Raw genomic sequence first — 25721 nt, 5'->3', positions numbered from 1 at the left:
GGTGCCGTTTTGCAAACTGAATGCCCCAAACACACCCAACTCGAGGTTACCATGAGCCAAGCTCCTTCCTATAAACGCATTCTGCTCAAGCTGTCCGGTGAGGCCCTGATGGGCGACGATAACTACGGCATCAACCGCTCGACCATCGAGCAGATTGTCGGTCAGATCAAGGAAGTGGTAGAGCTGGGCGTACAGGTTGGTATCGTGATCGGTGGTGGCAACATCTTCCGCGGCGTCTCCAGTGCTGCCAGCGGCATGGACCGTGCCACGGCCGACTACATGGGCATGATGGCCACCGTGATGAATGCGCTGGCGCTGAAGGATGCCATGGGCAAGGTGGGTGTGGTGGCGCGTGTGCAGTCCGCCCTCACCATGCAGCAGATTGCCGAGCCCTATGTGCGTGGCAAGGCCATGCAATACCTGGAAGAGGGCAAGGTGGTGATTTTTGGTGCCGGTACCGGCAACCCCTTCTTCACGACAGATACCGCAGCAGCCCTGCGCGGCATGGAAATGAATGTCGACATCATGCTCAAGGCCACCAAGGTGGATGGCGTGTACACGGACGACCCGAAGAAAAACCCGGATGCCGTACGCTATCAGACCCTGACCTTCGACGAAGCCATCGGCCGCAACCTGAAGGTGATGGATGCTACCGCTTTCGCGCTGTGCCGCGACCAGCACCTGAACATCAAGGTGTTCAGCATCTTCAAGCAAGGCGCACTCAAGCGCGTAGTGCTTGGCGAAGATGAAGGCACGCTGGTACACTGCTGAGCTTGATGAATACCAAGGGGCGGAAACGGCTGGAAGCCGCTTTCCGCCTTGTTTTTCAAAGTACCGATTTTTGGAGCAAGCATGATTAATGAAGTCAAGAAATCCGCCGAGCAGAAGATGACCAAGTCTCTGGAGGCGTTCAAGACCGACCTGACCAAAGTACGTACGGGTCGCGCCCATACCGGCATTCTTGATCATGTCATGGTCGACTACTACGGTAGCGACGTGCCGGTAAACCAGGTGGCCAATGTAAGCCTGATTGATGCCCGTACCATCGGTGTACAGGCATGGGAAAAGAACATGGTGGCCAAGATCGAGAAAGCCATTCGCGATTCCGATCTGGGTCTGAACCCGGCTTCCATGGGCGACATCATCCGCGTGCCGATGCCGATGCTGACCGAAGAACGTCGCCGTGACCTGATCAAGGTGGTGCGTAGCGAGGCTGAAGGCGCGCGCGTGGCTGTGCGCAATATCCGTCGCGATGCCAATAACGAATTCAAGAACCTGATCAAGGACAAGGCCATTACCGAGGACGACGAGCGCCGCGGCCAGGATGACATCCAGAAAATGACCGACAAGTACATCGCCGAGATCGACAAGGCGCTGGCGGCCAAAGAAGCGGACCTGATGGCGGTATAAAGGAAATAGCCTTGTTTGGAAGCTCCACCAAGGACGTGCCGGAGGTGCGCTGCGTACCCCGGCATATCGCCATCATCATGGATGGCAATGGCCGCTGGGCCAAGAAGCGTTTCCTGCCGCGGGTGGCAGGGCACAAGAAGGGCCTGGACACCGTCCGTGAAATTGTCACCACCTGCAAGGAATTGGGGGTGGAGTACCTGACGCTGTTTGCCTTCTCCACTGAAAACTGGCGTCGTCCGCCGGATGAGGTGAGCTTCCTGATGGACCTGTTCATCCGTGCGCTGGAAAACGAAGTCAGCAAGCTGCATGCCAACAATATCCGCCTGCGGGTATTGGGCACGCGCGAGCGCTTCAGTCCGGCACTGGCCGAGCGCATCCAGGCAGCGGAAGACAAGACAGCGGGTAATGACGGGCTGGTGCTCAGTATCGCTGCCGATTATGGCGGTCGCTGGGACGTGCTCAATGCAGTCAATGGCCTGATCGCCGATGGTGTCAGTGAAATCACTGAAGAAAACCTGGCTTCCCGCCTGTCCACCCACTGGGCACCGGAGCCGGATCTGTTCATCCGTACTGGCGGGGAGCAGCGCATCAGCAATTTCCTGCTGTGGCAACTGGCTTATTCCGAGTTGTATTTCACTGATCTGCTGTGGCCGGATTTCAACCGTGCGGCACTGGATCAGGCACTGGACTCCTACCGCTCGCGCGAGCGCCGTTTTGGCCGCACCAGCGAGCAGCTGCCTGAACAGCAGCGCAGAAACTGACCCCTCATGCTCAAGACCCGCATACTGACCGCTCTGGTGTTGCTGCCGCTGATGCTGGCCGCATTGTTCGTGTTTCCGGCGGATGCCTGGGCCGCTTTTTCCTGGCTGATCATCCTGTTGGCCCTGTGGGAATATGCCCGCATGACGCCCCTGCGCGGCCTGGCCAAGTGGGGATATCTGGGCTTGAGTACGGCTTTTGCCGGTGTTTCCTGGTGGCAGGGCTGGCAGATGCCGCCGGTCGCGCATCTGCTCACGCTGGTGTTCTGGTTGCTGGTGATGCCCTTGTGGCTGGCCCGTCGCTGGACGGTAAAGTCCCCCGGCGTGGCCGCCGTGCTCGGCTGGGTGCTGATGCTGCCGGCCTGGTATGGCTTTCTGGAATGGCGGCCGCAGGCTGATGCCAGCCATGCGCTGACCTTGCTGGCCGTGATGGGCCTGGTGTGGGTGGCGGACGTGGCCGCCTACTTCTCCGGCAAGGCATTCGGCAAGCGCAAGCTGGCACCTTCCATCAGCCCTGGCAAAAGCTGGGAAGGCGTGTACGGCGCGCTGGTAGGCGTGGCTGTTTATGTGGTCATTGTCAGCCGCCTGGGCTGGATTTCCGTCGGCCTGCCAGTGTGGGCGCTGGTATTGCTGGCCTTGCCGTTGACTGCGGTCAGCGTTTGCGGCGACTTGCTGGAATCCTGGTTCAAACGTGCGTCAGGCATCAAGGACAGCAGCAAGCTGCTGCCTGGTCATGGCGGCGTTTATGACCGAATCGATAGTCTCATTGCCGTTCTGGCAGTCAGCAATGCGCTGCGCGTGCTGGGCGGGCTGTAAGCACATCTCATGAAACCTCAAGGTATTGCAGTTCTTGGGGCAACCGGCAGCATCGGCGTCAATACGCTGGATGTGGTTGCCCGTCATCCCGAGCGCTACCGCGTGGTGGCGCTCAGTGGTCATCATCAGGTCGACCGTCTGTTTGAGCAGGCCTGCCGTTTTTCTCCCCTTTATGTTGTCGTGGCGGATGCTGTATCTGCCAATGATTTGCAAGGCCGCTTGCAAGAGCAGGGTCTGGCTACCGAAGTGTTGCATGGCGCGGCAGCGCTGGAACGTGTGGCCAGCTTGCCTGAAGTGGATGTGGTGATGGCAGCCATCGTCGGGGCGGCGGGCTTGCCTTCGGCCATGGCGGCGGCGCGCGCTGGCAAGAAGATATTGCTGGCCAACAAGGAATCGCTGGTGGTGGCCGGTCGCCTGTTCGTGGAGGCGGTGCGCGAGCATGGTGCCACCTTGTTGCCGGTGGATAGCGAACACAGTGCCATTTTCCAGTCCCTGCCGCATGACTATGCCGGCAATCTGGATGCTTCCGGCATTCGCAAGATCATTCTCACTGCCTCGGGTGGACCCTTCCGTCAGCACAGTGCCGAAGCCTTGTTGCACGTCACGGTGGAAGATGCCTGTCGTCACCCCAACTGGGTGATGGGACGCAAGATTTCCGTGGATTCGGCCAGCCTGATGAACAAGGGGCTGGAGGTCATCGAAGCACACTGGCTGTTTTCTGCTCCGCCGGAACGTATCGACGTGGTGGTGCATCCGCAAAGCGTGATTCATTCCATGGTGCAGTACCGTGATGGTTCGGTGATGGCACAGCTGGGTTCGCCCGACATGCGCACCCCGATTGCCTGCGCACTGGCATGGCCGGAGCGCATCGAGGCTGGCGTCAGCTCGCTGGATTTCTTCAGCATGGGCAGTCTGAGTTTCGAGCAGCCGGATATGGCGCGTTTCCCCTGTCTTGGGCTGGCGTTTGACTCGCTGCGCAGCGGCGGCGATGCTCCTGCAGTACTCAATGCAGCGAATGAAGTGGCGGTGGCGGCCTTCCTGGAAGGGCGCTTGCGCTTTGTCGATATTGCCGCCGTGGTGGAAGCCACGCTGGCCGGTGTCAGCCTGTCACCCAGCACCTCGCTGGCTGCCTTGCTGGACAAGGATGGTGAAGCGCGTCGCTTTGCCATGAACAAGGTGGGTTCATGCTGACATTCCTGGCATTCCTGGTGGCCATCGGTGTGCTGGTCACCTTTCACGAACTGGGTCATTACTGGGTAGCCCGCTTGTGCGGGGTGAAAGTCCTGCGCTTCTCGGTAGGTTTTGGTGCTCCTTTGTATACCTTCCGTCGTGGCGATACCGAGTGGGCCATCAGCCCCATTCCGCTGGGTGGCTATGTGCGCATGCTGGATGAGCGCGAAATGGATGTTGCTCCGGAAGAGCGCCATCTGGCATTCAATACCCAGCCGGTTTACAAGCGCATGGCCATTGTGGCGGCTGGCCCGCTGGCCAATCTGGTGCTGGCCGTGCTGTTTTACTGGCTGGTGATTGCTGGTGGCGTCACGCAGTTGCTGCCGCAAATCGGCACGGTCATCACACCCAGTCTGGCCGCCACTGCCGGCTTCCAGTCTGGCGACCGCGTGCTGTCGGTGAATGGACAGAAGGTGGATGACTGGCAAGGCCTGCGCCTGGCACTGGTGGATGCCGTAGGCAGTGGCGATGTGCCGTTGCGCCTGCAGGTGAAGACTGCCCAGTCGGCCACGGTGCTGCGCAGTATCGACCCGGCCCAGGCGGATGAGGACACCCTCAAGGCGCTGGAGCAAGGGAACCCCGGCTTCATGCCCATGCGCTATCTGCCTGCCATCGGCGGTGTGGAAGAAGGTGGTGTGGCCGCACGAGCCGGGCTGAAAGCAGGGGACAAGCTGATTGCCGTGGATGGCAAGCCGCTAGGCAGCTGGGATGCCTGGGTGCGCCTGGTGCATGAGAGCCCGGGCAAGGAGCTGCTGATCCGCATTCAGCGTGATGGCAAGCAGCAGGATGTCAAGCTGCGTCCGGCCACTGTGGCAGATGGCGACGTGATGATAGGCCGTATCGGTGCAGCGCCGCTGCTGGATGCCGCCTGGATGAAACAACTGGCATTTACGCACAAACCCGGCGTTGCCGAAGCGGGGGTGGAAGCCTGGCGCAAGATGACCGACACCGCCTGGATGAGCCTGAAGTTTCTGGGCCGCATGGTGATTGGCCAGGCTTCGCTGGATAATCTGTCCGGCCCGCTGACCATTGCCAGCATTGCCGGACAGACCGCCCGTGAAGGCTGGAGTCCCTACCTGGAATTTCTCGCGCTGATCAGTGTCAGCATCGGTGTGTTGAATCTGTTGCCAATACCTGTGCTGGATGGCGGGCACTTAATGTATTATGTCGCGGAGCTGGTCAAAGGCCGCCCGCTGAGCGAGCGTGCGCAACTGTTTGGACAGAAGATCGGATTCATCCTGCTGGCGTCGCTGATGCTGTTTGCTGTGCTGAATGATATCAGCCGCCTTTTTGGGGGTTAAAACAAACCTATGAAATTGAAATTACTCGCGGCCGCTGTGCTGGGCATGACTACGGCAACAGCTGTTTGGGCTGCGGATCCGTTCGTGATCAAGGATATCCGGGTTGAAGGCCTGCAACGTACCGAAGCCGGTACGGTCTTCAACTACCTGCCGGTCAAGGTGGGCGATACATTCAATGACGAGAAGGCACGTGAGTCCATCAAGAGCCTGTTTGCCACCGGCTTCTTTGATGATGTACGCGTGGAGTCGCGCGATGGTGTGGTGATTGTCGCCGTTGCCGAGCGACCGGTGATCACCCAGCTCAACATCAATGGCGCCAAGGAATTCAGCAAGGATCAGCTCAAAAAAGCCCTGAAGGATAACGGCTTTGCCGAATCCCGCATTTTTGACCAGGCCCTGCTGGACGGCGCGGTGCAGGAACTGAAGCGTCAGTACTACAGCCGTGGCAAGTATGCGGTGGAGATTACCCCGCAAGTCACCAAGCTGGAGCGCAATCGCGTGGCCGTGACACTGGATATCACCGAAGGGGTGACTGCCCAGATCAAGGACATCCATTTTGTCGGCAACAAGGCATTCAGCCAGGACAAGCTGCTGGATGAGATGTCGCTGACTTCCGGTGGCTGGTTCTCCTGGATAACCAAGGATAACCAGTACTCCAAGCAAAAGCTGACTGGCGATCTGGAGAAGCTCAAGGCTTTCTACCAGAACCAGGGCTATCTGGAATTCAATATCGAATCCACCCAGGTATCCATCAGCGCCGACAAGCAGCAAATGTTCCTGACGCTGAACATCAATGAAGGCAGCAAGTTCACCGTTGCCGACATCAAGCTGGCTGGTGACCTGAAAGTGCCTGAAGCCGAGCTGCGCAAGCTGATTACCGTGAAATCCGGCACCGTGTTCGACAATGAAAAGGTGACCGAAAGCGTGAAAGCGCTGAGTGATCGTCTGGGCAATGAAGGCTACGCCTTTGCCAACGTCAATGCCTTGCCAGACATCAATCGCGACAAGCAGCAAGTCGGCTTTACCTTCTTTGTCGATCCGGGTCGCAAGACCTATGTACGCCGCGTCAATATTGCCGGCAATACCAAGACCCGTGACGAAGTGGTACGCCGCGAACTGCGCCAGCTGGAAGGCTCGGTTTACAACGCTGCCAATGTGAAGCGCAGCAAGGACCGTGTCGAGCTGCTGGGCTATTTTGAAGATGTGAACGTGGAAACCCCGGCGGTGGCAGATGCGCCCGATCAGGTGGACATGAACATCTCGCTGAAGGAACGCGCCACCGGCAGCATCTCCGCTGGTGTCGGTTTCGTGCAGGGCGAAGGCATCCAGTTGTCGGCCAGTGTTTCGCAGAGCAATATTTTCGGCTCCGGCAAATACATGTCTTTCGGTATTTCCAATGGCTCGGTGAACAAGAATGCCACCTTGTCGTTTACCGATCCGTACTTCACCGCCGACGGCGTAAGCCTGGGTTACGACCTGTACCACCGCGTGTACAAGCCGTATAACAGCTCATCGTCCAGCACTACGCACTACAAGACGTCCACTGACGGTGCCGCCATGCGCTTTGGTGTACCGGTAACGGAAACCGACCGTATCAACTTCAGCCTGGGTCTGGAGCAGACCAAGGTCGGTACCTGGAGCGACAGTCCCACCCGCTATCTGGACTTCGTCAACAAGTACGGCAGCAACAACCTGTCGCTGATCGGTACTGCCGGCTGGGGCCGTGATACCCGTGACAGCTCGCTGTGGCCGACACGTGGTGCCAACATCAAGGTGCAGGCCGATGCAGCCCTGCCGGGCGGCGACCTCGAATGGTACCGTCTGACGCACTCGCAGCAGTGGTTCTTCCCGCTGTCCAAAACCTTCACCCTGATGCTGAACGGTGAAGTGGGTTATGCCAATGGTTATGGCAAGACCAACACACTGCCGTTCTTCCAGAACTTCTATCTGGGTGGTCTGGGTTCGGTGCGTGGTTACGATTCCAACAGCCTGGGGCCGAAGGATGCCAGCACTGGTGACTATCTGGGCGGTACCCGCAAGATGGTGGCCAATGCCGAAATCCTGTTCCCCTTCCCGGGCATGAAGGACAACAAGTCGGTGCGTGCCAGCGTATTCTTCGACTCCGGCACGGTGTGGGATAGCACCATCAGCGGTAGTACCCCGAGCAGCGAGCTGCGTTACTCCACTGGTGCGGCCGTGACCTGGCTGTCCCCGCTGGGACCGATGAAGTTCAGTCTGGCCAAAGCCCTGCGCAAGAAGGAAGGCGACAAGTACCAGAGCTTCCAGTTCCAGCTGGGTACCGTCTTCTAAACCGAAAGAGGCCTGAACATGAAATCAATTTTCAAGTGCTTGATTGCCGGGCTGGCCATGGTCAGCCTGCAGGCCTCGGCCGCAGACTTCAAGCTGGGATTCGTCAACATCGAGCGGGTATACCGCGAGGCGGCACCGGCGATTGCCATCCAGAAAAAACTGGACAAGGAATTTGGTGATCGTCGTGCCGAGCTGAAGAAAATGGAAAAGCGTGCCAAGGAGCTGGAAGGCCTGCTGGCCAAGAGCACGCTGTCCATTGATGACCGCAAACGCTACGAGCGCGAATATGCCGGGCTGGACCGCGACTATCAGGCCAAGGCCCGCGAGTTGTCGGAAGACTTCAACCAGCGTCGCAACGAAGAGTTTGCTTCGGTACAGGAGCGCGCCAACCGGGTGCTGCGCCAGATCGCTGATCGCGAGCAATACGACCTGATCCTGCAGGATGTGGTTTATGTCAATCCTAAGTACGACCTGACCGGTAAGGTGCTGAAGGAACTGGAAAAATAATCCTGCCTAACTGTTACGGGAGAAGCCGACCCGGGGTCGGCTTTCATTTTTGATGGCGTACACACTTTCTCATATCGTGGCCAGCCTGGGTGGTGTGCTCAAGGGCGAAGACCGTACGGTCGAACGCCTGGCACCGCTGGATGTGGCGACCGCGAGCGATATTACCTTTCTGTCCAATCCCAAGTACCGCAAGCAGCTGGACGGATGTGCCGCCGGTGCGGTGATTGTTTCGCCCAAGCTGGAAGCAGAGCTGGACCCGGCGCGCTCCTGGATTGTGGTGGATGACCCCTATCTGTATTTTGCCAAGGTGGCAACCTTGTTCCACCCGCCTGCACAGCCGCAGCCGGGCATCCATGCCAGCGCGGTGATCGGCGAGGGCGCTGTCATTGCTGCCAGCAGCGAAGTACGCGAACACGTGAGCATCGGTGCCGGTGCGGTGATTGGCGAGCGTTGCATCTTGCATCCTGGCGTGGTGATCGGTGCTGGCACGGTACTGGGCGATGATGTTGTGTTGTATCCCAATGTCACGGTTTACCATGGCTGCGTACTGGGTAACCGCGTGGCCGTGCACTCGGGCAGCGTGATCGGGGCGGACGGCTTTGGCCTGGCATGGGCCAAGGATCAATGGTTCAAGATTCCGCAAACCGGTCGTGCCATTCTGGAAGATGATGTCGAAGTGGGTGCCAACACCACCATCGACCGTGGCGCACTGGCGGACACCATCATCCGGCGTGGTGCCAAGATCGATAATCTGGTGCAGATTGCCCACAACGTGCAGATTGGCGAGCATACCGCCATCGCCGGATGTGTCGGTATTGCCGGTAGTACCAGCATTGGCGCTTATTGTACGGTGGGCGGTGCGGCCATGTTTGTCGGTCATATCGAAGTGGCAGACAAGACGCATATCGGCGGCGGTACGCTGGTGTCGAAGTCCATCCGCCAGCCGGATACCTACGCTTCGTCCTACCCGCTGCAAACCATGAAGGAATGGCTGGGCAATGCCGTTCATGTAAGACATCTGGACGATCTCGCCAAGCGGATAAAACAACTCGAACGCGAGATCGGCATGCTGAAAGAAAACAAGGACAATACAAATGACTGAACACGCCGTAAACATTGATGTACGTGAAATCATGAAGTGCCTGCCGCACCGCTATCCTTTCCTGCTGGTGGATCGCGTGACCGAAATGGTACCGGACACCCGCATCAAGGCGCTGAAGAACGTCACCATCAACGAACCCTTCTTCTGCGGCCACTTCGAGCAATACCCGGTAATGCCGGGCGTGCTGATCATCGAAGCGCTGGCACAGGCTGCCGGCATTCTGGCAATCAAGAGCCAGGGCGAGCGCGCCGAAAACGAGCTGTACTTTTTTGTCGGCATCGACAAGGCCCGCTTCAAGCGCCAGGTGGTACCGGGCGATCAGCTCATTTTCGAAGTGGAGCAAATCACCGTGAAGCGCGGCATCGGCAAATACAATGCCCGTGCACTGGTGGATGGTCAGGTGGCTTGTGAAGCCGAAATCATGTGTGCCAAACGCGAGGTCTGAGCATGGCCATTCATCCGACAGCGATTGTCGACCCCAAGGCAAACATTGCCGCTGATGTGGAAATTGGCGCCTATTCCATCATTGGCCCGGATGTATCCATCGACAGCGGTACCTGGGTAGGTCCGCACGTGGTGATCGAAGGGCATACCAGCATCGGCAAGAACAACCGCATTTTCCAGTTCAGCTCGCTGGGTGCCATTCCGCAGGACAAGAAGTACGCCGGTGAGCCTACCCGGCTGGAAATCGGCGATAACAACACCATCCGCGAATTCTGCACCTTCAATATCGGTACCGCGCAGGATGTGGGCGTGACCCGTCTGGGCAACAACAACTGGATCATGGCTTACGTGCATCTGGGCCATGACTGCCAGATTGGCAACAATACCATTTTTGCCAACAACGCCACGCTGGGCGGCCACGTGCATATTGGTGACTGGGTGATCCTGGGTGGTTTCACCAGCGTGCACCAGTTTGCCATCATCGGCGATCACGCCATGACCGCCTTTGCCAGTGCGGTGGCGCAGGATGTGCCGCCCTACGTGATGGCTCATGGCAACCGTGCAGTGCCGGCCGGCATCAATGCCGAAGGCCTGAAGCGTCGTGGCTTCACTCCGGAGCAGATCCGCCGGGTGCGCAATGCCTACAAGGCCCTGTACCGTCAGGGTCTGCAATACGATGCTGCCAAGGAAGCCATTCTGGCCGAAGCACAGCAAGGCCATGTCGAGCTGGAACCGTTCACCCGCTTCTTTGCCCAGTCCGAGCGAGGCATCATCCGCTAACCATGTCTGAACCCTTGTTCAAGCGTAAAGGCGCGCTCAAGGTGGCAATGGTGGCTGGCGAGGCCTCCGGCGACCTGCTGGCGGCTCACCTGATGGAAGCCTTGCAGGCAAGATACGCCGATATCGAATTTGCCGGTATCGGCGGCCCGCGCATGGAAGCGCGGGGTTTTGTCAGCCACGCGCCACAAAGCCGTCTGGCAGTGATGGGTTATGTCGAAGTGCTCAAGCGCCTGCCGGAGCTGCTGCGTATCCGTCGCACCCTGCGTGACCGCCTGTTGGCCGAAAAGCCGGATGTCTTTATCGGCGTGGATGCACCGGACTTCAATCTGGCGCTGGAAGCCGCACTGAAGAAGCAGGGCATTGCCACCATCCACTACGTCAGCCCGTCAGTATGGGCATGGCGGTTGGAGCGCATCTACAAGATAGGCCGCGCCGTCAATCGCGTGCTGTGCCTGTTTCCGATGGAGCCGGCCTTGTATCAGCAGGCCAAGGTGCGGGCGGATTTTGTCGGTCATCCCCTGGCCAGCGCAATCCCGATGGCCCCGGACCAGCTGGCCATGCGTGAACAGCTGGGTTTGCCGCGGCAGGGGCCCATTTTCACCCTGATGCCGGGCAGCCGCAAAAGCGAGCTGGAATTCATGGAACCGTTGTATATCGAAGTGGCCCGCATGCTGCTGCGCGATTACCCCGATGCCACCTTCCTGGTGCCGCTGGCTACCCGCGCCACCATGGATCAGTTCGATCAGCTGCTGACCCGTCACAAGGCCTGGGACTTGCCGCTGCGCAAGTTGTTTGGGCACGCCCAGATGGCAATGATTGCCAGCGACGTGGTGCTGGTGACCAGTGGCACTGCCACGCTTGAAGTAGCATTGACCAAGCGGCCGATGGTGATCAGCTACAAGCTGTCATGGCTCACCTACCTGCTGGTCAAACGCAAGATCAAGCTACCTTACGTCGGCTTGCCCAATATCCTGTGCGGACGCTTTGTGGTGCCGGAACTGCTGCAAAAGGACGCCACTGTTGAAAAACTGACTGCGGAAGTGAAGCGGCTGTACGAAGACAAGGATGCCCGGGCCGAGATGGTGCAGGCCTTTACCGATCTGCATCAGTCATTGCTGGCTGATACGGCCGGGCTGGCCGCTGCAGCGGTATTGCAGGAGGCCGGATGTCAGGCGAAGCCTGCATGAGCACCGAGCTGATTGCCGGTGTGGATGAGGCCGGGCGCGGTCCTCTGGCTGGTGCGGTATTTGCCGCCGCAGTCATTCTGGACCCGGCCCGCCCCATTGCCGGGCTGGCGGACTCCAAAGTGCTGAGTGAAGCACGGCGCGATGCGCTGGCGGTGCTAATCAAGCAGGATGCGCTGGCCTGGTGCATTGCCAGCGCCAGTGTCGAGGAAATCGACAAGATCAACATCCTGCAAGCCACCATGCTGGCCATGAGCCGGGCGGTAGCCGGGCTTGCAGTAACGCCGGGCAAGGTGTTGATTGACGGCAACCGCGTGCCAAAGCAGATTACCCTGCCTGCCGAAGCCATCGTCAAGGGCGACGCCAAGGTGCAGGCCATTTCGGCGGCTTCCATTCTGGCCAAGACAGCGCGTGATGCCGAACTGGTTGCGCTGGATGCCCTGCATCCGCAATACGGCTTTGCCCGCCACAAGGGCTATCCCACTGCCGAGCATCTGGCAGCACTGGAGCAGTACGGTGCGCTGGCCGAGCATCGCAAGTCCTTTGGCCCGGTCAAGGCCTGGCTGGCACGCCAGCAAGGTCAGCTGTTCTAGGCCGCCACGCCGTGACCGACGTGGCCAAAACCTGCTTTCCCCCGGTAGTGGATGCGCACACCCGGCTGCTGATCCTGGGCTCGCTACCCGGCGACGCCTCGCTACAAGCCGCCCAGTATTACGCCCATCCGCGCAACCAGTTCTGGCGTTTGCTGGAACAGGTACTGCAACAAGCCCTGATTGAATTGCCCTATGCCCAGCGTCTGGCATGCCTGCAAGCGTGCGGTGTCGGGCTGTGGGATGTGGTGGCCCAGGCGCAGCGGCAGGGCAGTCTGGACACTGCCATCCGCGCAGCCAGCCACAACGACCTCTCCACCTTGTGCATGGGGCTGCCGCAGTTGCAGGCACTTGCCTTCAATGGCGCTACCGCAGCGCGAATCGGCAGCAAACAGCTGCACGGCCAGGCGGCGTTGCTGCAGTGCCTGACGCTGCCATCTTCCAGCCCCGCCCATACCATGCCTTTCGCACAGAAGTTGGAGCAATGGCTGCCATTGCGCAGTGTGCTGATGTCCGGTTGAAACCGTCAGTCACCTGTGCCTGACGCAGGTTTTGCTTGAAGTCCGCGCTTTGCTGTGGTGTTCTGTGCCATCTGGCCAAGCCGCCTGCCTTATCTGCTACAGGAGCATCCATGCGTACTGAACATCATCCGCTACTATCCCCCAGCCTTGGTACCCAGCGCAGCATCACCAGCTTTCACTTCGGGCCGACGGGCGGTGGGGGCGGCTGGCCGCGCAAGGTGTATATCCAGGCCAGTCTGCATGCCGGGGAAATTCCGGGCATGCTGGTGGCCCACCTGTTGCGCCAGCAATTTGCCGATCTGGAAGCGCGTGGGCTGTTGCAGGCGGAAATCGTGCTGGTGCCGGTGGCCAATCCCATCGGCCTGGCGCAGCAACTGCATTACCAGCCGCAGGGACGGTTTGATCTGGCCAGTGGTGAAAACTTCAACCGCCTTTACAGTGAACCCTCCGCGCAAGTCATTCCGCAATTGCGTGAACAACTGACGCAGGATGCCGATACCAACCGCAGCCTCATCCGTCAGGCCTTGCGCAAGGCGATTGCCAGCGGGCCGGTGCATACCGAGCTGCAAAGCCTGCGCCAGACCCTGCACCTGCTGGCGCTGGATGCCGACCTGGTACTGGACCTGCACTGCGACTTTGCCGGTGAAGTGCACATTTACTCGCATAGCGAACACTGGCCGCTGGTGGAAGACCTGGCCGCGCACCTGCAATGTGGCGCTTCGCTGCTGGCCGATGAATATGGCGTGATGCCGTTTGATGAAGCCATTTTCCTGCCCTGGGCCAGGATTCGCGCTGCCTTGCCGCAATTCCCGGTGCCGTTTGACAGCGTGGCAGTCACTGTAGAACTGCGGGGTGAGGGCGATGTCGATTACCGGCTGGCCGGGCAGGACAGTCAGGCCATCCTGCATTATCTGACCGGTCGGGGCGTGATTGCCGGTGAGCCGGTCGCACCTGCACCCTTGCCGTACCCGGCAACCCCGCTGTCCGGCTCCGAAACCCTGATCGCCCCGCATGCCGGGGTAATCGTGATGCGGGCCGAGCTGGGTAGTGTGGTGGCAGCGGGTGATGCCATCGCGGATGTGATCGACCCGATTGCCGGCACCACTACCACCTTGCATGCCGGAACCGGCGGCATGTTCTATGTGTTTGCCCGTCATCCCTATGTGGTACGTGGTGGTACGGTGGCCAAGATAGCTGGCCGGCATCCGCTGAGTGAACGCAATTTGCTGGGTGCATGAAAAAGTTGCAACTAGCTTCCCGAATGCCAGAAGGCAAGCAGGGCAAGGCTGATTTGTCGTGTTTTCCGTACCAAGGCATGGCTGGATGATGCAGTACATGCCCGAAAACTTGCAGTTTGCTGCCGCTTGCACTGATATTGGTAGTGTCTGGCATCCAGCAAGAGAGGAGGATAAGCATGAGTCGTTATTGCATCTGGTTTGTCACCCCGGACGACACGGTCATGCGGCGTGCCGAGGTGGCCATCAACGGCAGCATCCATTGTCATCAGGTACTGGAAGAAATCGAGGCGCAGCTTGCGCTGGATTGCGGGCTCAGTCAGGTGATGATTGTGGACTGGAAGCGATTCGAACAAGTGGAAGCCCAAAGCGCGCCACTGGCGCGTGCAGTGGCCTGAGTTCGCACCGGACTGCTCCTGCATTGGTGTGATCGGACCTAGTTCGTCAGAGGGAAGAAACGGGATTGGTCTGCATGCTATCATGCGGCCCATCCCTTTTTATCTGGATCTCGCCATCATGTATGTGCTGGGCGTAGCAGGCTATTCAGGCAGTGGCAAAACCACCTTGCTGGAGAAAATCATCCCGCTGCTGTGTGCCGCTGGTGTGGATGTTGCCGTGATCAAGCACACCCATCACGACGTGGACTGGGACCAGCCCGGCAAGGACAGCTGGCGTCACCGCGAGGCGGGTGCTGCCCAGGTGTTGCTGGCCGGTGCCAGGCGCCGCCTGCTGGTGCAAACCATGCCGCAGGGTAATGATGCGCCACTGGCTGAACATGTGGCCGCCTTGCGCCCCTGCGACCTGGTATTGGCCGAAGGCTTCAAGCATGAGGCCATTGCCAAACTGGAAGTCTACGACCCGGCACTGGGACATGCGCCGTTGTATATGCAGGACCCGGCCGTGCTCGCGGTGGTGACGGATGCAGCGCCGTCAGACTTGCCACCCACCGCTTTACCCCGCTTCGGGCGGGATGATGTCGAAGCCATTGCCCGTTTCATTCTTGCCTTACTGGAAAAACATCAAGATGCTCACCGTTGATCAGGCCCGTGACTGGCTGTTGCAGCGTGCCCAGCCGGTACGTGCTACCGAAACCCTCCCGCTGCTGCAGGCGCTGGGCCGCATTCTGGCCGAACCGGTACTGGCCGGCCTTGACGTGCCGCCGCAGGACAATAGCGCGATGGATGGCTATGCCCTGAACAGTGCAGATGGCAATGGCCCGTTCGCAGTTTCGCAGCGCATTCCCGCCGGCACCCAGCCGCAGCCATTGCAAGCCGGTACGGCGGCGCGCATTTTTACCGGCGCACCCATTCCAGCCGGGGCTGACGCGGTGGTGATGCAGGAAATGGCCGAGCTGCAGGCGGATGGTCAGGTGCTGTTCAGCCAGCCGGTGAAGCCGGGTCAGAATATCCGCCGTGCTGGCGAGGATATCCTGCGTGGAGCCACCGTGCTGTCTGCCGGACAGTTGCTCAGTGCTGCCGATCTGGGGCTGGCCGCTTCCATTGGTGTGCCCACGCTGACGGTATACCGCCCCTTGCGGGTGGCGGTGTTCTTTACCGGTGATGAGCTGACCGATCCGGGCCAGCCGCTGCAAGCAGGGCAGATTTACAATTCCAATCGCTATTGGCTGGTGCCGGAACTGATGCGGCTGGGTTGCGACGTGACCGATCTTGGCATCGTGCCGGATTCGCTCAGCCGCACCCGCGAAATCCTGCAGGATGCCGCCGGGCTGGCCGATGTCATCATGACTTGCGGCGGTGTGTCGGTTGGCGAGGAGGACCATGTGAAGGCGGCGGTGGAAGCCGAAGGTAGTCTGGATTTGTGGAAGATCGCCATCAAGCCGGGCAAGCCGCTGGCCAGCGGCAAGGTGGGGCAGGCCGGCTTCATCGGCTTGCCGGGTAATCCGGTATCCGGCTTTGTCACCTATCAGGTGCTGGTAAAACCCTATCTGCAGCGCTGTGCCGGTTTGCAGCAAGATGAAACGCGGCCGATGGCGCAATACCCCGCCGGGTTTGCCTGGGAGCGCCCGGACACCCGACGTGAGGAGTTCCTGAGGGTGAAACTGGTGCAGCAAGATGGCCAGTGGCAATTGCAGCGTTATCCGAATCAGGGTTCCGGTGTGCTTACTTCCTGCGCCTGGGCGGACGGTCTGGTGCGGCTTGCTGCCGGACAACAGGTACAGCCTGGCGACATGCTGGCCTTGCTGCCCATTTCCGGCTGAACATGCCCACACTGCATTTTGTCGATGGTGCCGGGCAGCTATTGGCTGCGGTGGATGCGCAGCCTGGTGATGTGCTGCTGGATGTTGCCCGTCTTTCGGATGTGCCTTTGCACTGGCGCTGTGGCCAGGGCACCTGCGGCACTTGCAAGGTGAGCATTCGTCATGCTGACCCACAGCAGCCAGTCAAGCTGACACGCAAGGAGCGCAATGTGCTGCTGCGCGCCGGTTTGATTGATGCGGCACAAGCTGCACAGGAAAGCTGGCCGGATGTCTCGGCCGGCTGGCGGCTGGCTTGTCATGTGCCGGTGGGTGCGCAGGACTGGCAGGTGGTCTGTCCGCAGGACTGAGCACGGGTTTGCATGACAAAAACAGAGCCACGATCAAGGTCGTGGCTTTGTTTATTATTGTTTTTCATTATTGTGGACGGTGCATGTCAGCTGGATGCCGGGCTGACCACATTGCGCCCGGAGCGCTTGGCAATATACAGCGCGCCATCGGCTTCTTCGTAAATGCGCTGGGCAGTGTCATCCGCCTGCGGAATGCGTGCCGCCACGCCTATGCTGCAGGTTACCTTGTGCAAGGGGCTGCCATCATGCGGCAGGTCCAGGTCTTCCAGCCGCTGGCGGAAGGTTTCTGCGGCATCCACTGCTTCCTGCATGCTGGTGCCAGGCATCAGCACGCCAAACTCTTCCCCGCCCAGGCGGGCTGGCAGCACGCCTTTGCGCTTGAAAGTGTCTTGCAGTACATGGGCCACCCGCTTGAGGATCATGTCGCCTGCATAGTGGCCGTACTGGTCGTTGTACAGCTTGAAGTGGTCAATATCGAGCAGGATGAAGGCCAGCGGCTGGCTGGCATTGCGCTGCCTGTCAATCGCCGGAATGAACACCTCGTCAAAATGACGCCGGTTGGCCAGCTGGGTCAAACCATCGGTGGTGGCCAGCGTTTGCAGGCTGGCCTGCCGCTCGATGAAGCGGGCAAAACCGCAAACCAGCAGCACCAGCATGCAGCTGACCGGTGCAAACCAGTAGCGGGCAAACAGCAGGCCGGCAATGCTGATCAAGGCCGGAATGGCGCTTGCGGCCGCATAAGCCTGCAAGGCATTGCGGCGGCGGCCCCAGGGGGAGAGCAGGTAATCCAGCCCCAGCACCAGCAGCAGGCTGAACAGGGCTTGCTGGGTCAGTGTGAGCGGGCGAATCAGGCTGCCATCCTGCAAGCCGCGCAGCAGATAGGCGTTGATCACCACACCGGGCATGCTGCCTGCTCCGGCGGACAAGGGCGTGGTATGCATGTCGCCCAGCCCGGCGGCGGTGACGCCAATCAGCACGATGCGGTTGCGGAACAGTTCCGGGTCGGTGTTAGCGAGGGCGTCGATATACGACAGCCGCTGGAAAGGCTCGGCCCCTTTGCCGTAGGGCACCATGATCTCATCACTGCGCACCCAGGGTTCGTCACGGCTGTGCACCAGCGTGGCAGCACTACTGGCCGGTTTGCCCTCGGCAACGTCCAGAACAGCACGGGCAAAGGCCGGGTAGTCGGCACTGCCCAGGCCCGCATGCAGATAGCCGCGTCGCACGATGCCGTCATCGTCCCGTTCGAAGTCGGTATGGCCCAGACGGTTGGATGCTGCGGCAAACAGCGGTAGCGGGCGGGTTTCAGTCAGCACGCCGCCGCTGTTTTCCGGAAACACCGGGCTGACTACCTTGCCGTTATCGTGTATGGCACTGGCCAGCGCCTGGTCCGGGCGGCTGCTGCTGAGTGTGCTTTCTGCCAGTGCAATGTCCAGCCCCACGGCCTTGGCTGATTGCAACTGGCGGATGAGGTGGGCGTGCAGTTCGCGCGGCCACGGCCAGTTGCCCATTTCCGCCAGGCTGCGGTTGTCCACTTCAATCAGGATGGGGTCGTCCGGTGCTTTGCCCAGCTGGCGCTGGCTGATTGCAACATCATAAAACCAGTTGTCCAGACGTTGCAGCGCGCCGCTCAGTACCAATAGCAAAACAACTGCTCCGGCCAGTAGCGGGAGCAGTTGTTGCCATGGCGGCCTGCGGGCAGGCGGCGTGGATGGGTCAACAGGCATGGTCAGTGCAGCTGGATGATTTCGTTGGCCTCAATGGCGTGATAGCCCGCCTCGCCATGGATTTCCAACCGTGCCAGAAACTGTCCTTTGGGAAGCTGGGACAGCGGCCAGCTCGGCTGACTGGCAGTGTTGCGGTAAACCACGGTCTGGCGGTCGGCCTGAGCCAGCAGGGTCAGGGTATAGCGTGCGTCCTTTACCGGGTAATGCCGTGCCAACAGCACAGGCAGCGCCGGTTTCAGGGAGGAGAACACGCCCTTGGACAGCAGGGACTGGATTTCGCTGTAGGGGCCGGGCTGGCCCTGGCCATCCACATGCGCCACACGCCAATACCATTGGCCGTCCTCAGGCAAGGTCAGCTTGCTCTCTGGAGTGGTCAGCAGCAGGGTTTGACTGATCTGGCTGAAATCCGGCTGGCGCGACAGCTGCCATTGCACCGGTCGTTCCGGGCTGGCGGTAGTGTTCAGGCTGAAAGTCTGGCCGCGGATTTCCTGCGGGCCGGCGGTTCCCAGCAGCAAGGGCGGTGTCGGGTAGGCCTTGAGTTCGAAGGTCTTGCTGCTGTCGTAACCTTCCAGCCCGTGGGCATTCTTGGCCCGTGCGGCAAGCTGGTACTGACCGTTGGCGGGCAAGGACAGGTAAAACTGCGGCCCGTTGACCGTGCGTTCGGATAATTGCTGGCCAGTGCTGCCCGGGCCATTGATCCTGACCCGGTAGGCCACGGCTTGCTGGTCGGCTGTCCATTGCAGCAGGGGGGGATTGAAACTGCTTTGGGCCGGTAGCGGACTCAGGTCTGGCGCGGCGGGCAGTGCTTCCGGTGTGGTCGGTTTGGCGCCTTGCTGCGTCATGGTGCCAAAACCGGCCGGAACCTCTACCTTGCCGCGTTGCTGGCCACCCACATTCACCTTGCCGCGCAGCACTTCGGTGGCCGTGCTGTCGGCTGACTCGGCGCTGACGCGGAATTCCGTGCCGCGCACGGTAGTAACCGCAGACGGCGTGCGGATCTGGTAGCGACCGGGCATCAGGATGTTGGGTATCACCGAACTGCCGGCATTGCCCTTGTCCAGGCGGATTTCGGTTTTGGCCGAACCGGTGCTGGGGTAATAGATTTCAGTTTGCAGCTGGGCGCTGGAATTGGCACCCATCAGCAGGGTGGAGCCGTCTTCAAAGCGCAGCTTGAGCATGGCGTCGTTGCCGGTCTGGAAACGGACACCCTTGGGATAGCGTGTTTCCTTGTTGATCGGCAACGGCTGGTTCTTGCTGTCCTGTGCAGTGACGTCACCGGAGAATTCCTCGATACGGGCGCTGGAAGGCTGCTGCTTGACCCAGGGGTAGGGCACGCGCACACGGCTGCCGGGCGTCAGCCGGTAAGGGTCGGCAATATGGTTCAGCTTTTGCAGGCGGGGAACATAGGCGGGGGAAGCCAGGTGCTGGTCGGCCAGCGACCACAGGGAGTCACCGGATTTGACCTGATACTCCCAGTAGGCACTGTCGATGCCGGAGGCGGCATGGGCTTGCATACAGAGCGCGATCAGGCCGGAAAGCAGAATGATTCTCATAAATACGGTCGGGAAATGGCGCAAAAACGCAGAATATCTGCATAGTAAGCCCCTGACGAGGGATTGCAACCAGGCGCGGCGGCTTTTTTTGATTTGTTTGAAATTATTAAAAAAAGCGGGCCAATCGGTAAGGATTGGCCCTGAATGTCGGTACTGCACGGAGCTGATGAAGAAATGCTTCCTGCTTAGCTGGTACGCAGTCGCTCGCTGCGGCCTCGCAACCATTCCAGTGTCAACAGCAGCAGGATGGAAAAGCCGATCAGCAGGGTGGCCGCCGCCGCAATGGTGGGGCTGAGGTTTTCGCGAATGCCGCTGAACATCTGACGCGGCAGGGTGGCTTGTTCCGGACCGGCCAGGAACAGTGTCACCACCACTTCGTCAAAGGACGTGGCAAAGGCGAACAGGGCACCGGAAATCACGCCTGGCGCAATCAGCGGCAGGGTGATGCGGAAAAAGGTGGTGATGGGCGAAGCACCCAGGTTGGCTGCCGCACGGGTCAGGTTGTGGTTATAGCCCTGCAGGGTGGCGGTCACGGTGATGATGACAAACGGCACGCCCAGCGCAGCATGTTCCAGAATCAGCGTGGTGTAGCTGTTGTCCATGCCCAGCGGGGCAAAGAACAGGTAGCTGGCCACGCCGACAATCACCACCGGCACTACCATCGGCGAAATCAGCAGGAACATGATGATGCCCTTGCCACGGAACTCACCACGGGTGAGACCGATGGAAGCCAGGGTGCCCAGCACCATGGCCAGCACGGTGGCGGCCGGGGCCACGATCATGCTGTTCTGCAAGGAGCGGATCCACTCCGGTGCGCTGAACAGGTCCTGATACCAGCGGAAGGAGAAGCCGGTCAGCGGGTACACCAGGAAAGAGCCTTCGTTGAAGGACAGCGGAATGATCACCAGTACCGGCAGGATCAGGAACAGCAGGGTCAGGCCGCTGGTAATGCGCAGAACGTAGTGCCACACCTTTTCGATGGGCGACATGGTCGGGTTCAGCATGGTTATGTCTCCGTGAAGGGTGAGGGTTAGCCCAGGCGCAGGCTCTTGGCGCCTACCAGCCAGTTGTAAACGATGTACAGGATCATGGTGGCTGCCAGCAGCAGGCCGCCCAGTGCGGTTGCCATGCCCCAGTTGATCGAGGTGTTGGTGTAGAAGGCCACGAAGTAGCTCACCATCTGGTCGTTCGGGCTACCCAGCAAGGCCGGGGTGATGTAGTAGCCGATGGACAGGATGAACACCAGCAGGGCACCGGCACTGATACCGGCCACGGTCTGCGGGAAGTACACGCGCCAGAAGCTGGCAAACGGGTGGCAGCCCAGCGAGATGGCAGCCTTCATGTAGCTTGGCGAAATGCCTTTCATCACGCTGTAGATGGGCAGGATCATGAAGGGCAGCAGGATGTGCACCATGGAGATGTACACGCCGGTGCGGTTGAATACCAGTTGCAGCGGGTGATCGATCAGGCCCAGCCATTGCATGGTGGAGTTGATCAGGCCGCCCGATTGCAGCAGGACGATCCAGGCGGCAACGCGCACCAGAACCGAGGTCCAGAACGGCAGCAGCACCAGAATCATCAGCAGGTTGCTGGTGCGGGTGGGCAGGTTCACCAAGAGGTAAGCCAGCGGGTAAGCCAGGGCCAGGGCGATGGCGGTGACTACCAGGCTCATCCAGAAAGTACGGGTGAAAATGTCCAGGTAAATGGCCTGGTCCGGCGCGGAGCGGCTGATTTCGCCCAGGTCGTCCACGCGGTGGTCCATGGCGGCCAGCAGGTAGAACGGAGTCTGGGTGCTGGTGTTGCGGCGGATGGCCTGCCAGTAGGCCGGGTCACCCCAGCGCTCGTCCAGATTGGTCAGCGCTTCCTTGTAGGATTTCGGGGCCGGGTCCATCGGCAGGGCGCGGGCAGTTTTGTTGAGCAGGCTGCGGTAGCCGGCTACTTCCATGTTCAGGCGTTTGCCCAGATCGCCCAGTTTCTGGTCGTCATGAGCTTGCTGGATGTCTTGTGCCGCAGCGGCATATACCGCTTCTGGCGGCAGGGCACGGCCGCTCCAGCTGGAAATGGCCTTGACCGTGTGCGGCATGGCGTCAACCACTTCGGGGTTGTTGACGCTCTTGAACAAGAGGCTGGTAATGGGCAGCACGAATACCAGCAGGATAAACAGCACCAGCGGCAGAATCAGCAGCTGCGATTTCAGCTTGTTCATGCGCTCGGCGCGGGCCAGCTTCTGTTTCAGCGAACGGCCGGCCTCCGGCAGGGTGGCTGCGACAGCGGTGGTGGGTGCAGAGGAAGCGGTCATTCTTCCGGCTCCGGATCAGGTAAGGGGTGAAACCCCCTGGGGATGAACCCCCGAGGGGGCGGACCTGCTACCGGCAGACATCACCGGTAGCAGTCATGCGTGTTACAGCTGCTTACTTGGCAGCCCAGGCGTTGAAGCGTTGTTCCAGCGATTCGCCGTAGTCAGCCCAGAAAGCCACATCCACGGCTACGCCGCTCTTGATGTTTTGCGGGGCGGTCGGCAGGTCGGCAACCAGCTGCTTGTCCAAGAGCGGTACGGCTTTCTTGTTGGTCGGGCCGTAAGCGATGTTCTGCGAGTACACCTTCTGGTTTTCCGGCTTGCTGGCGAAAGCGATGAACTTCAGCGCAGCGTCCTTGTTCGGGGAACCCTTCGGAATGGCCCAGGAGTCGAAGTCATACATGCCGCCGTTCCAGACGATCTTCAGGTTCTTGCCTTCCTTCTGGGTGTTGGCGATACGGCCGTTGTAGGCCGAGCTCATCACCACGTCGCCGGATACCAGGTACTGCGGCGGTTGTGCGCCGGCTTCCCACCACTGGATGTTCGGCTTCAGCTGGTCCAGCTTCTTGAAGGCGCGATCAACGCCAGCCGGGGTGGCCAGAACCTTGTACACGTCTTTCGGTGCCACGCCGTCAGCCATCAGGGCCACTTCCAGGGTGTACTTGGCACCCTTGCGCATGCCGCGCTTGCCCGGGAATTTCTTCACATCCCAGAAATCTTTCCAGCTGGTCGGGCCAACCTTCAGCTTGTCGGCGTTGTAGGCCAGTACGGTGGACCATACGAAGATGCCCACGCCGCAAGTCTGGGCGGCGCCCGGTACGAAGTCGGCCTTGTTGCCGATCTTGCTGTAGTCCAGCTTTTCGAACATGCCTTCGTCACAGCCGCGAGCCAGTTCCGGGGACTCTACTTCCAGTACGTCCCAGGACACGCTCTTGGTGTCGACCATGGCTTTGACCTTGGCCATTTCGCCGTTGTATTCGCCGCCAACCACCTTGATGCCGGTGGCTTTGGTGAACGGAGCGTAGTAGGCCTTTTCCTGGGCTGCCTTGTTGGCACCACCAAAGGAAATCACGGTCAGGTCAGCGGCTTGGGCAGCCTGAGCGCAACAAGCGGCCACAACCGCCAGCGAAAGAGCTTTCATGCATTTCTTCATTTGATAGTTCTCCATATTGTTTTGGGACTACAACTACACGCACTCACTCGCACGCACTCATTCAGCCAGTTCGACAGGATCGAGCGCTCTTACGTGTTCTACATTCCAGCCCAGGGAAATCACGTCGCCCACGGACAGTTTCGGGTCCAGAGTGGCGATAGGCTGTTTGACGATGAAACTGGAATTGCCACAGGCTTCCAGGCGGATACGCACATGGTCACCCAGGTAAATGAATTCGCGCACACGGCCGGAGAAGCGGTTTTGCTCCTGCTGCACGTTCAGCTTGATGCGCTCCGGACGGATGGACAGCGACACCGGCGCGCCAGGGGCGGCATCGTGAATGGCCATGGCTTCCACGCGCTCGCCGTTTTCCAGGCCCACGGTACAGCGTTCGCCTTCGCGGCTGATCAGCTTGCCGTGCAGGCGGTTGTTTTCGCCGATGAAGTTGGCCACAAAGGTGTTGCGCGGGTGTTCGTACAGGTTTTGCGGGCTGTCGATCTGCTGGATTTCACCCTGATGGAATACGGCCACGCGGTCGGACATGGTCAGCGCTTCGCTCTGGTCGTGGGTGACGTACACCACGGTCACGCCCAGACGTTCGTGCAGGTGCTTGATTTCCATTTGCATGTGTTCGCGCAGCTGCTTGTCCAGTGCGCCCAGCGGTTCGTCCATCAGCACCAGTTGCGGTTCGAAAACCAGGGCGCGGGCCAGGGCCACACGCTGTTGCTGACCACCGGACATCTGGCCGGGGTAGCGGTTGGCAAACTTGTCCAGCTGCACCATGGACAGCGCGCGCTTCACCCGTTCGGTGACGTCGGTCTTGTCCATGCCGCGAACCTTGAGCGGGAAGGCCAGGTTTTCGGCCACGGTCATGTGCGGGAACAGTGCGTAGTTCTGGAACACCATGCCGATGTCGCGCTTGTGCGGCGGTACGCGGTTGAGCGAGCGATCACCCAGCATGATTTCACCGGCGGTGGGGGTCTCGAAACCGGCCAGCATCATCAGGCTGGTGGTCTTGCCGGAGCCGGACGGTCCCAACAGGGTAAGGAATTCGCCTTTGCGAATGTCCAGGTTCAGATCCTTGACGATCAGGGTCTCGCCGTCGTAGCTCTTTTGTACGTTCTTGAAGCGGACCAGGATGTCGCTTGCACTCGTTTCAGCCATGACCACTCCTGTTGTTTAAATGGTGATGACTGAATTGTAAAAACCGGATGACAGCCGGGATATCGGCCAGCGGCGGATTTTGCTGTCAGGATATTTGCTGACAGTGTGTAGGGCGATTCCTACAAGACGTCAGCATTGACTCTGCTGCGTTGCGGCATCAGACGGTACTCAACAACTGTTGCAGGCTGCCATACAAGGCAGCGGCATCCACCGGCTTGTGCAGCAGTACTGCGCCGCTGGATTGCGCCTCGCGCAGGCGGTTGGGCGCGGTGTCGCCGGTCATGATGATGGAGGGTAGGGTGCGGCCCAGCTGCTGGTAAATCTGCTTGAGCACCTGCTGGCCGGTCTGGTTGCCGCGCAGGCGGTAGTCGGCAATCACCACTTGCGGCTGGAAGCTGTCCAGGCAATCCAGCGCCTCGTCAGCACCTTCCACCGTGAGAATGCGACAGCCCCAGCAACCCAGCAGCGCTTCCATGGCCGAGCGCACCGCGTAGTCGTCATCAATCACCAGTATCGGCACCGCTTGCAAGGGGAGCTGGCGCGGTGCGCTGCTGACGGCTTCCTCCATGGTGGCCGGGCCTGCCAGCCGCGGCATGGTCAGGCGGAACACCGAACCGCGGCCCGGGCGGGATTGCAAACCGACGGTCAGCCCCATGGTGTGGGCCAGGCCGCGTACGATGGCAAGCCCCAGGCCCAGGCCCTTGCGCCGGTCACGTTCCGGGTTGCCCAGCTGGTGGAATTCGCGGAATACCTCTTGTTGCTGGGTGGCAGGAATGCCGATGCCGGTATCCCATACCTCGATCAGCAAATGCTCGCCACGCTGGCGACAGCCAATCAAAATGCCACCGCTCTGGGTGTAGTTGATGGCATTGCTGATCAGGTTGCGCAGGATCAGCTCCAGCAGGCTGGGGTCGGTATACACCTGTACCGCACTTTCCCTTACCCGGAACACCAGGTTCTTGCCATTGGCCAGTGGTGCGAATTCGCATTCCAGCTTGTACAGGACACTTTGCAAGGCCAGCTGGCGTGGCCGGGCTTCGATGACACCGGCTTCCAGCTTGGAGAAGTCCAGCAG

Annotated in this window: 26 protein-coding genes; 19 read left to right on the top strand and 7 right to left on the bottom strand. The window is 60.1% G+C overall.

Annotated features, from left to right (window positions below; all coding sequences use genetic code 11):
• Nucleotides 1-51: 51 nt before the first annotated feature.
• The 19 genes from pyrH (at nucleotide 52) to JHD62_RS09285 (ending at nucleotide 16753) form a co-directional block, all read left to right on the top strand.
• A complete protein-coding gene (gene pyrH, locus JHD62_RS09375; protein ID WP_045844999.1) occupies nucleotides 52-771 on the top strand; it encodes a UMP kinase in 720 nt (239 codons plus the stop codon).
• A gap of 81 nt (nucleotides 772-852) precedes the next feature.
• Nucleotides 853-1410: a ribosome recycling factor gene (gene frr / locus JHD62_RS09370; protein WP_045845049.1), complete on the top strand. Its 558-nt coding sequence runs from the start codon at nucleotides 853-855 to the stop codon at nucleotides 1408-1410.
• Between the two features lie 11 nt (nucleotides 1411-1421).
• The gene (locus JHD62_RS09365; RefSeq protein ID WP_045845000.1) at nucleotides 1422-2171 is read left to right on the top strand and encodes an isoprenyl transferase; all 750 of its coding nucleotides are present in this window, start codon (nucleotides 1422-1424) and stop codon (nucleotides 2169-2171) included.
• 6 nt (nucleotides 2172-2177) lie between these two features.
• Nucleotides 2178-2984: a phosphatidate cytidylyltransferase gene (locus tag JHD62_RS09360; protein WP_199102664.1), complete on the top strand. Its 807-nt coding sequence runs from the start codon at nucleotides 2178-2180 to the stop codon at nucleotides 2982-2984.
• A gap of 9 nt (nucleotides 2985-2993) precedes the next feature.
• A complete protein-coding gene (ispC, locus tag JHD62_RS09355) occupies nucleotides 2994-4175 on the top strand; it encodes a 1-deoxy-D-xylulose-5-phosphate reductoisomerase (protein WP_199102663.1) in 1182 nt (393 codons plus the stop codon).
• A complete protein-coding gene (gene rseP, locus JHD62_RS09350; RefSeq protein ID WP_199102662.1) occupies nucleotides 4169-5515 on the top strand; it encodes an RIP metalloprotease RseP in 1347 nt (448 codons plus the stop codon). The genes ispC and rseP overlap by 7 nt, the downstream gene beginning before the upstream one ends.
• A 9-nt stretch (nucleotides 5516-5524) precedes the next feature.
• A complete protein-coding gene (gene bamA / locus JHD62_RS09345; RefSeq protein ID WP_199102661.1) occupies nucleotides 5525-7825 on the top strand; it encodes an outer membrane protein assembly factor BamA in 2301 nt (766 codons plus the stop codon).
• Nucleotides 7826-7843: 18 nt separating this feature from the next.
• Nucleotides 7844-8332 (top strand): OmpH family outer membrane protein, encoded by a 489-nt coding sequence (locus tag JHD62_RS09340; protein WP_199102660.1) that lies wholly within the window; start codon nucleotides 7844-7846, stop codon nucleotides 8330-8332.
• A gap of 52 nt (nucleotides 8333-8384) precedes the next feature.
• A complete protein-coding gene (gene lpxD, locus JHD62_RS09335) occupies nucleotides 8385-9434 on the top strand; it encodes a UDP-3-O-(3-hydroxymyristoyl)glucosamine N-acyltransferase (protein ID WP_199102659.1) in 1050 nt (349 codons plus the stop codon).
• The gene (gene fabZ, locus JHD62_RS09330; RefSeq protein ID WP_045845007.1) at nucleotides 9427-9879 is read left to right on the top strand and encodes a 3-hydroxyacyl-ACP dehydratase FabZ; all 453 of its coding nucleotides are present in this window, start codon (nucleotides 9427-9429) and stop codon (nucleotides 9877-9879) included. Before lpxD ends, fabZ begins: the two co-directional genes overlap by 8 nt.
• Nucleotides 9880-9881: 2 nt before the next feature.
• Complete coding sequence (lpxA, locus tag JHD62_RS09325) at nucleotides 9882-10658, top strand: acyl-ACP--UDP-N-acetylglucosamine O-acyltransferase (protein WP_062788913.1); 777 nt, start codon at nucleotides 9882-9884, stop codon at nucleotides 10656-10658.
• A gap of 2 nt (nucleotides 10659-10660) precedes the next feature.
• Complete coding sequence (lpxB, locus tag JHD62_RS09320; protein ID WP_199102658.1) at nucleotides 10661-11845, top strand: lipid-A-disaccharide synthase; 1185 nt, start codon at nucleotides 10661-10663, stop codon at nucleotides 11843-11845.
• The gene (gene rnhB / locus JHD62_RS09315) at nucleotides 11842-12435 is read left to right on the top strand and encodes a ribonuclease HII (protein ID WP_199102657.1); all 594 of its coding nucleotides are present in this window, start codon (nucleotides 11842-11844) and stop codon (nucleotides 12433-12435) included. Before lpxB ends, rnhB begins: the two co-directional genes overlap by 4 nt.
• An 11-nt stretch (nucleotides 12436-12446) precedes the next feature.
• The gene (locus JHD62_RS09310; RefSeq protein WP_370541049.1) at nucleotides 12447-12953 is read left to right on the top strand and encodes a DNA-deoxyinosine glycosylase; all 507 of its coding nucleotides are present in this window, start codon (nucleotides 12447-12449) and stop codon (nucleotides 12951-12953) included.
• 110 nt (nucleotides 12954-13063) lie between these two features.
• Nucleotides 13064-14191, top strand: coding sequence for a succinylglutamate desuccinylase/aspartoacylase family protein (locus tag JHD62_RS09305; RefSeq protein ID WP_199102656.1), 1128 nt, complete (start codon nucleotides 13064-13066; stop codon nucleotides 14189-14191).
• 176 nt (nucleotides 14192-14367) lie between these two features.
• On the top strand, nucleotides 14368-14586 hold the full coding sequence (locus JHD62_RS09300) for a hypothetical protein (protein WP_045845011.1): 219 nt from the start codon (nucleotides 14368-14370) through the stop codon (nucleotides 14584-14586).
• 82 nt (nucleotides 14587-14668) lie between these two features.
• Nucleotides 14669-15226 carry a molybdopterin-guanine dinucleotide biosynthesis protein B gene (gene mobB / locus JHD62_RS09295; protein ID WP_233160793.1) on the top strand — a complete coding sequence of 186 codons (558 nt, stop codon included), beginning with the start codon at nucleotides 14669-14671 and terminating at the stop codon, nucleotides 15224-15226.
• A complete protein-coding gene (glp, locus tag JHD62_RS09290; RefSeq protein WP_199102655.1) occupies nucleotides 15213-16406 on the top strand; it encodes a gephyrin-like molybdotransferase Glp in 1194 nt (397 codons plus the stop codon). The genes mobB and glp overlap by 14 nt, the downstream gene beginning before the upstream one ends.
• Before the next feature lie 2 nt (nucleotides 16407-16408).
• Nucleotides 16409-16753, top strand: coding sequence for a 2Fe-2S iron-sulfur cluster-binding protein (locus JHD62_RS09285; RefSeq protein ID WP_199102654.1), 345 nt, complete (start codon nucleotides 16409-16411; stop codon nucleotides 16751-16753).
• Nucleotides 16754-16839: 86 nt separating this feature from the next.
• Here the strand turns inward: JHD62_RS09285 and JHD62_RS09280 are convergent, their stop codons facing one another.
• From JHD62_RS09280 to JHD62_RS09250, 7 genes are all read right to left on the bottom strand, one after another.
• Nucleotides 16840-18480 (bottom strand): CHASE2 domain-containing protein, encoded by a 1641-nt coding sequence (locus tag JHD62_RS09280; RefSeq protein WP_199102653.1) that lies wholly within the window; start codon nucleotides 18478-18480, stop codon nucleotides 16840-16842.
• Between the two features lie 2 nt (nucleotides 18481-18482).
• Nucleotides 18483-20033, bottom strand: coding sequence for a FecR domain-containing protein (locus JHD62_RS09275; protein WP_199102652.1), 1551 nt, complete (start codon nucleotides 20031-20033; stop codon nucleotides 18483-18485).
• 185 nt (nucleotides 20034-20218) lie between these two features.
• A complete protein-coding gene (locus JHD62_RS09270; protein WP_045845016.1) occupies nucleotides 20219-21037 on the bottom strand; it encodes an ABC transporter permease in 819 nt (272 codons plus the stop codon).
• A gap of 26 nt (nucleotides 21038-21063) precedes the next feature.
• A complete protein-coding gene (locus JHD62_RS09265; protein WP_199102651.1) occupies nucleotides 21064-22332 on the bottom strand; it encodes an ABC transporter permease in 1269 nt (422 codons plus the stop codon).
• A gap of 112 nt (nucleotides 22333-22444) precedes the next feature.
• Nucleotides 22445-23470, bottom strand: a complete 1026-nt coding sequence (locus JHD62_RS09260; RefSeq protein ID WP_233160791.1) for an ABC transporter substrate-binding protein — start codon at nucleotides 23468-23470, stop codon at nucleotides 22445-22447.
• 69 nt (nucleotides 23471-23539) lie between these two features.
• Nucleotides 23540-24646, bottom strand: coding sequence for an ABC transporter ATP-binding protein (locus tag JHD62_RS09255; RefSeq protein WP_199102650.1), 1107 nt, complete (start codon nucleotides 24644-24646; stop codon nucleotides 23540-23542).
• A 157-nt stretch (nucleotides 24647-24803) separates the two neighbouring features.
• The coding region (locus JHD62_RS09250) for a hybrid sensor histidine kinase/response regulator (RefSeq protein WP_199102649.1) at nucleotides 24804-25721 on the bottom strand (918 nt) is incomplete at its 5' end.

Source organism: Aquitalea sp. ASV11 (genome assembly GCF_016429185.1).
GTDB lineage: Bacteria > Pseudomonadota > Gammaproteobacteria > Burkholderiales > Chromobacteriaceae > Aquitalea > Aquitalea pelogenes.
Note: the sequence above shows the minus strand (reverse complement) of the source record. Positions and strands in the feature narration are given on the sequence as shown.